Annotated in this window: 6 protein-coding genes and 1 pseudogene; 2 read left to right on the top strand and 5 right to left on the bottom strand. The window is 53.0% G+C overall.

Features of this window, described 5'->3' with window-relative positions; genetic code table 11:
* A partial coding sequence (locus ACRBCU_RS18495) for a TIGR01244 family sulfur transferase (protein WP_431366873.1) occupies positions 1-383 on the top strand: 383 nt, incomplete at its 5' end.
* Between the two features lie 122 nt (positions 384-505).
* On the opposite strand, the pseudogene ACRBCU_RS18500 reads toward ACRBCU_RS18495, so the two are convergent.
* From ACRBCU_RS18500 to ACRBCU_RS18520, 5 genes and pseudogenes are all read right to left on the bottom strand, one after another.
* Positions 506-1494 (bottom strand): annotated as a pseudogene (locus ACRBCU_RS18500) (FliM/FliN family flagellar motor switch protein); the annotation flags it as partial.
* A 59-nt stretch (positions 1495-1553) separates the two neighbouring features.
* Positions 1554-4247 carry an ATP-binding protein gene (locus tag ACRBCU_RS18505; protein ID WP_431366874.1) on the bottom strand — a complete coding sequence of 898 codons (2694 nt, stop codon included), beginning with the start codon at positions 4245-4247 and terminating at the stop codon, positions 1554-1556.
* Positions 4247-4606, bottom strand: a complete 360-nt coding sequence (locus ACRBCU_RS18510; RefSeq protein WP_431366875.1) for a hypothetical protein — start codon at positions 4604-4606, stop codon at positions 4247-4249. The genes ACRBCU_RS18505 and ACRBCU_RS18510 overlap by 1 nt, the downstream gene beginning before the upstream one ends.
* Positions 4603-4971, bottom strand: a complete 369-nt coding sequence (locus tag ACRBCU_RS18515) for a response regulator transcription factor (protein ID WP_431366876.1) — start codon at positions 4969-4971, stop codon at positions 4603-4605. Before ACRBCU_RS18515 ends, ACRBCU_RS18510 begins: the two co-directional genes overlap by 4 nt.
* A gap of 138 nt (positions 4972-5109) precedes the next feature.
* Positions 5110-6492: a short-chain fatty acyl-CoA regulator family protein gene (locus tag ACRBCU_RS18520; RefSeq protein ID WP_431366877.1), complete on the bottom strand. Its 1383-nt coding sequence runs from the start codon at positions 6490-6492 to the stop codon at positions 5110-5112.
* A gap of 225 nt (positions 6493-6717) precedes the next feature.
* Between ACRBCU_RS18520 and ACRBCU_RS18525 the strand changes: the two genes are divergently transcribed.
* On the top strand, positions 6718-6880 hold a 163-nt coding region (locus ACRBCU_RS18525), incomplete at its 3' end, for a twin-arginine translocation signal domain-containing protein (protein WP_431366878.1).

The following is a 6880-nucleotide window of genomic DNA, read 5'->3' on the forward strand; positions in this document are numbered from 1 at the left end:
ACGCCGTCTCGCCGCAGATTGACCCTTCCGAGTTGAAGGACATTGCTGCCGCTGGTTTCAAAACCATCATCTGTAATCGCCCCGATGCGGAAAACCCGCCTGCGCTTCAAGCCGATCAGATCGCCGCTGCGGCCAAAGATGCAGGGATTTCGTTTCATGTGCTGCCACTGACGCATCAGACAATGACGCCAGAAAATATCGAAAAGCAGTTTGGCATCGTCGATACCGCTGATGGCCCGGTTCTCGCGTATTGCGCCTCTGGCACGCGTTCTTCGGTTATTTGGGCGCTCTCGCAAGCGGGCAAGCAAAGCGCCGATGATATTTTGATGCAGACCGCAAAAGCGGGTTACGATCTTTCCGGTCTGCGCGGCGCGCTCGGATAAAATACCTTTTCTGATCTAGGCTTTGCCAGCTGCTATTAGGTTTTCAAGCTCATCCACGCTCTCGTCGGGATGTGTTTCTAGACTGGGGCTAGCCGCACTGATTGGGGGGCCTTTTTCCTCNNCTCGCGTAGTCCTCAGTTGCGCTAAGGTTGGCTGGAACATGATTTTGGGCATCCGTTCCAGATGCAGGCGCATCGCCGTTGCCTTGTGCCAATCGCACTGCGCGCATTCCGTGAAGTTGACCTAGCTGTACCGGAAGCGAAGTTTGCCCAGATTTGTCCTGCAGGCGCGCTTGCCGTGATGCGTTTTGTGGCAATGCTATTGTCTGGCCCGGCTTTAAGCGTCCAAGCTCTGACAAGGGCATAGTGACTTTACACATAACAGCATCCATCTCGACGTTCGCTGCAAGGGCGGCAGAGCGTAATTTGGGAACAGGTTTCTGAGGTCCTTCATCCGCCTTCTTTTTAGGCTTTTCAGGTACTGACGCCCGCTGATCTTTCATCGGCAAAAAAAGTCGAATGTTGACAGAGCGTTCCACGCCAACAACGTCGCAACTTACCTCAAAGCCGCGATATTCGCTCGCATCAAGCAGCAAAACCATCAAATGGCGGTTCTCGGTCGCATCTTCGGTCCGATAGCCGCGCGTCCAATAGGCGGTTGGCGCAGCGTCTAAAGCGTCATCGAAAAGGCGAAAGAACTGATCTAAGAACGGCACCGCAAGCGCCTTGTCTGTGCGCGTCAGCTTTCTGAACTCGGCCCCAGAACTTGCGACAAGGCCCAAAGTTTGCTGCTCAACAAATGCGATACTGCAAGACGGGTCCAAGCCGATGACACCAACAGAGCCATCGTCATGCAAAAGCGGATAGAGCGCCCAGTCTTCTTCAAGTTTTTCAACCACATCCGCGAGATCAAGCCTGCTTTGTCGAATACTCCCTACGCGCAACGCGAGCTTGCAAGTTTGCTCTGCCGCGCGCGCAAAGCTTAGACGTGCCGCTTTCGCAGGCGAGACTGCCTGTTCCTCGGCCCTTGTAGGGTCAGAGCGCATTTTGCGCCGAAGTACGTCTGAATTGGGTTTGATTGCCCAGCCTCCAAAACACCGCCGCAGAGGCATTCTGCCCCCTACGATCCTCTCGCTTTGCTCAGCTATAACGGCGATGTCTTACTAAAGACTTACGCATTTTTGCCTTCCGGCGGCAAATTCGCTGGAAACTGAACGCGGAACGCGCTGCCACCCTGCCCTGGCAAATAATCAATTTCGCCCTCTAGACGGGTCATAATCTCGCGGCAAATTGCCAATCCTAAGCCTGCGCCACCTGCTTTGGTCTCGCCAACACGCGAGAATTTTTCGAAAATAACATCTCGCATTTCTGTTTCGATCACACTGCCGTTGTCGATGAAATCAACGACGACTTGGCCATTTGCTTGAAACACTCGAATCTTCAATTCTGGCGAGGGGGCGTCGCAGTATTTACGAGCGTTCGAGATGACATTGATGAAAACCTGCACGAGACGATCAATGTCAGTGCTGACCCTTATTTCCTCGCTCGCGCGTTTGCGCAAAATCTCCATGCCTTCTCCAGAGGTCAAGCCAGCTGAAGAGATCGCCGCATCAAGCACATCACGCAAACTCTTTTGAGACAGGTTCAGGGACACCCGGCCATCTTCTAAAACTGCAAGATCAAGCAAATCGTCTAAAAGGCGCGTCAGACGCACAGTTTCAGAATGAATAATTCCCGCATATCGCGCTTTGTCTTCGTGTTTTAGATCTTCGCTGTCACGCAAAATTTCCGAAAACGCGCGGATTGACGTCATAGGGGTGCGCAACTCATGGCTAATCTGGCTAAGGAAACCGTCCTTTTGAACGGAAAGCTGCGTGAGTTTTTCGTTCGCCCTGCGCAGTTGTTTTGCCGTGCGTTGCAGCTCTGCGGATTGGGTTTCAAGTTTGCTCGAATACTCCATCATCTGCGCACTTTCGTCCGCCACGGCGAGAAGGTCATCGACCGAAACAGCCGCGCTGCCAACGATTTGCCCAACCATCGCATGCGCCGTCGCCGCCCCGACAGAGCCTGACAATTCACGTTCTAAAACGTCTAAAAACTGGGGTGTTGGTTCCGGAACGAGGCCGCTCGCCCCTTGGTTTTCAGCTTCGCGCCTAAAGAGGGTCTGCGCCTCTCGTGCACCAAGAATACGCTGCGCCATAATCATCAAATCTTCGGACTGCGCAACGCCGCTCGACCAGTTGCGCGTCGATGTTGCGCGCTCGAACACGTTTACAAACTGCGCGCCTTGCAAGCGTTCAAGTGGTTCTGGAAAGCTGAACAATGATAAGACGCAAAAAACGCTCGTGTTGAACAGCATGCTCCACATCAGACAATGTAAAATTGGATCCATACCCTTGATACCAAAGAACGCTTGTGGTGCGAGCCAGCTCAGACCGAATGGGCCATTCTCCAGTAGGCTTTCGGAATAGACAACGCCGCTTCCAAAGCTCGGCAGAAACAGCGAATAGCCCCAGATGAAAAAGCCGATCGTCAATCCCGCAAGTGCGCCTGTGCGCGTGGCACCGCGCCAGAAAATTCCGCCAATCATAACCGGCAAAACCTGCGCCATCCCGACAAACGAAACCAAGCCAATCGCAGCCAAAGCGGAGCCGCCACCAGAGAGATTAAAGTAGAAATAGGCCAGTCCAACAACAGCGCCAATCGCCAAACGGCGAGATAGCAAAACAACATATCGCACATCGCCGGAAACGCTGACGCCGCGATTGGTCAGGTGGAGCCACACAGGCATAACAATATGGTTTGAAACCATCGTCGAGAGCGCAATAGAGGCAACAATCACCATAGAGGTCGCGGAAGACAGGCCACCAAGGAATGACAGCATCGCCAGTCCGTTTTGCCCTTGGCTAAGTGGCACGGTCAAAACGAACATATCTGGGTTTGCGCCTTGAGGCAGCAAGTCGAGGCCCGTCACCGCAATAGGGATGACAAACAGGCTCATCAGCATCAAATAAGCGGGGAACGCCCAAGAGGCCAACCTCAGATGGCTTTCGTCATCGTTCTCGACAACCATAACGTGGAACATACGTGGCAGGCACAAAAAGGCCGCGGCAGATAGAAACGTAAGGCCAGCCCAACGGCTTCCGCTGACGTCCCAAGTTCCGATGTCGGACGCATTTATTTTGGCCATCATCGGCGCGATGCCGCCAGAAATGCCCCACACCACGAAAACACCAACGGCCAACAAGGCGACGAGCTTGACCACTGCCTCCACAGCGATTGCCATGACGACACCGTCGTGACGCTCATTCAAATCCAGCTTACGCGTTCCGAACAGGATCGTAAAAAGCGCAAGGCCAACGGCGATCCAAAGGGCCGTGGTTGTTTGGCTGGCTTCATCAAACCCTTCTTGAGAGGCTTCTGCAAAAACCGCGAAGGATTGAACAACCGATTGTAGTTGCAGCGCAATATATGGCGTAGTTCCAACGACCGCGAGAATGGTCAGTCCAACAGCAAGCAGGTTCGACTTGCCAAAGCGCGAAGAAACGAGGTCGGCAATAGAGGTAATGCGTTGGTTGCGTCCGATGCGCACAAGTTTGCGCACGATCCACCACCATCCCAGCATAATCAAAGACGGGCCAAGATAGATCGTGACGAACTCTAAGCCCGACCGTGACGCAAAGCCGACTGCGCCGTAAAACGTCCAAGCCGTACAATAGATTGATAAAGACAGAGTATAGATCAGCGGAGCACGTAGCCATTTGATCCGCCCTGCCCGCGCCGCACGTTCTGCTAAAAACGCGACGATAAATAACGCAAGGACATAGCCGAGCGACACAAAAACCAAGATATTTAGGTTACCCATTACCCTTTGCCGCGTTCAGAATTGAAACTTGGATTTGCTCGACTGTCCCCTGAAGCGGCGTCATTGTTTGAGGCTTCATTGATCGGTCCAATTCGCGTTGCGATAACCGCTCCAGCGATAATCAAGGCGCACCAGGCGACAAAAACATAAAATGTGCTGGTCGAGCTGTCTATGCTGCCCGCATCAGAGCCTTTCGGCCAGATAAGCGGAATCATAAACAACACCAAAGCGATCACAGGTAAAATTCGCACGCCATCAACGATCCGGCGCTGCGTATAGCTTCGGCGCTCTAAAAACAGCCGCCTTTGACGAGGCCGGTCCGTCGACGGCTCAGATTGCGACGGTTCCTCTTCCTTCAAGATGCGCTCATTTCATTCAAAGTCTCGATTATTTCAGAGTTTGAAAACGGTTTTGTCATAAACCGCGTTGCCCCGAGGCGTTCAGCCATTTCGCGATCTTTTGCCTGACCGCGCGCGGTCAGCATCAGAACCGGCGTTTCCGCAAAATCTGGCTCGTTCCTTATGTCGGCTAGAATATCAAACCCGCTGCGTCCCGGCAGCATGACATCCAAAATCAACAGATCTGGTCGCTTGGCGCGAATGACATCCGCCGCATCGTGACCATTTGAATGTGTCGATACGCTCCACCCATCGCGCGAGAGCAGAAAACTCACTGCTTCGATGATGTTCGGCTCGTCCTCTATCAAAAGAACATGTTTGTTCATCTTGTCTCCCCCCGTCCCAGCCCCAAACATGCTGGCGCAGACGTTCCGCTTTGTGCCAAGCGTTAACGTTCAGTCATTTTAGGCATGCATCAGGCTTTTGCAATTAAATACCAAGACACGCGTTGTCGCGGCACGGCATTACAAGCCGCCCGCAAGAATTGACGGCTCACGCCGCCCTGCACAGACCTCGATTGGACAGATGCGACAACTCACCCCGATCTGACGCACATCCCCATTTTGCGCATACGAGCCTCGGCTCACAACATGGCGCGATAGTGGAACGATAAGCATATTTGATTCAAACAATGCGACCGCGCCAAATTGCGGCGATGTGATAGGCTGGGCAAAGGCTTGGGTTTCAAAATGCGCCGCATCGCGCCCGCTTTGAATTACGGTCTCTCGCAACGCGGTTAAAGGGCGCGACAACGCTTGATAAAGGTTCCAAAGCGGACAAGCCGCCCCAAATCGCGGTAAAGGAAACCCACGTAAAGGTTTGCGTAAGGTTAACGTGCCTGAGCTGTCACAAACAGCAAGCCCAAGCCCCTCTTCGCCAATGTCATATATATCGCTACTGATCAGCGGGGAAAGCTGCTCGCCCGTCAATGATGACAGACGACGCATGACGCAGCCAATATCAAGACCAATACGAGCCGCAATTTTTGCAGGTTCTAACCCGTGAGCCGCGACATCAATCATCAGGTTTTCAGCAGGCAAAGCCTGAGCATCCTGCCAATACCGCAAAAGAAGCGCTTCAACTTGGGTTTTGGCAGATGCCGAGATCACAACCGACTCAGCATCGGCCAACAAAGCGGTGATTGCGCCGCCAGCACTCTCTTGATCTGAGCTTTCTTCGAGCGCCGGGAATTGGAATTTGTTCTGACGGAAAAACGCCTCTATCTCATCTTGCGGCGTCGTTACTTGATTGGTCTCGCTCATTTCGCCATTCAAATAAGTCGCTAAGGACTGCGATCCTTCCGTTAGGCGCTGCGCGTCTTCGTTGATGTTGCGATGAAAACGGTTGCGCCATTCTGGCTCAAGCTCTTCGGTTTTGACCAAAATAGACGACGTCGAGCGGATCGATGTCACCGCCCCCAATATATCATGCAGCGCTTCGGCAAGTTGCGGATCGTGAGTCATGCGGTCGGTCAACGAGACAACCGTTTGCTCCAGCGAGCTTTGCTGCTGGGAGATGCTTTCGATCATACGCGCCCATCCAGGGAACCTGCCAGCGAACTCTTCCAAGCGATCCAATTCAGCGGAGTGAGAGGGTTGGCTTGCGGCGACTTCGCGCAAAGATGCCATGAGCGTAGCCTCTGCGCCTTCTGTCAACAAAGTTGGCTCAACATCAAGAACTGCGGCCAGATCAAGCAGGAGCTTTCCGCCGATTCTCCGCCTGTTATGTTCGATTAGGTTCAAATATGAGGCAGATATTCCGGTTTTGCGGGCAAGTTCCGCCTGCTTCACACCGAGCATGATCCTGCGCTCGCGAATGCGAGAACCCGTCAGAGTATCGCGACCCATGAATTTTCCTTTACAGTTTCAACGCCTTTCTGCGACGCAGAATAATAACTTTACAATGTATACTAAAGTATTGTGCATTCGTTGACAAAATAATTGTTTCGCCAAAAGGATTTGTTGCGAAATTTTCTATCGCGACCGCATAAAGACCGAGCACTTTGTGCAAACCCGTGAGACGCAGGAGGAGGAACCTGCCCTCACTTACATACGAAATCTGGGAGGATTTTCATGTCCACAAGCAACTTTACACGTCGCGGTCTGTTGAAGACATCCGCGGTTGCGGGCGCAGGCTTGGCACTGCCAACATACCTGTCCGCTGCAAACCACGCTGGTTACACGAATGCGCCACAGGGCGACACCGTGACACTCGGCTTCAACGTTCCACAGTCTG

This window comes from Planktotalea sp. (assembly GCF_050633725.1).
Classification (GTDB): domain Bacteria; phylum Pseudomonadota; class Alphaproteobacteria; order Rhodobacterales; family Rhodobacteraceae; genus Planktotalea.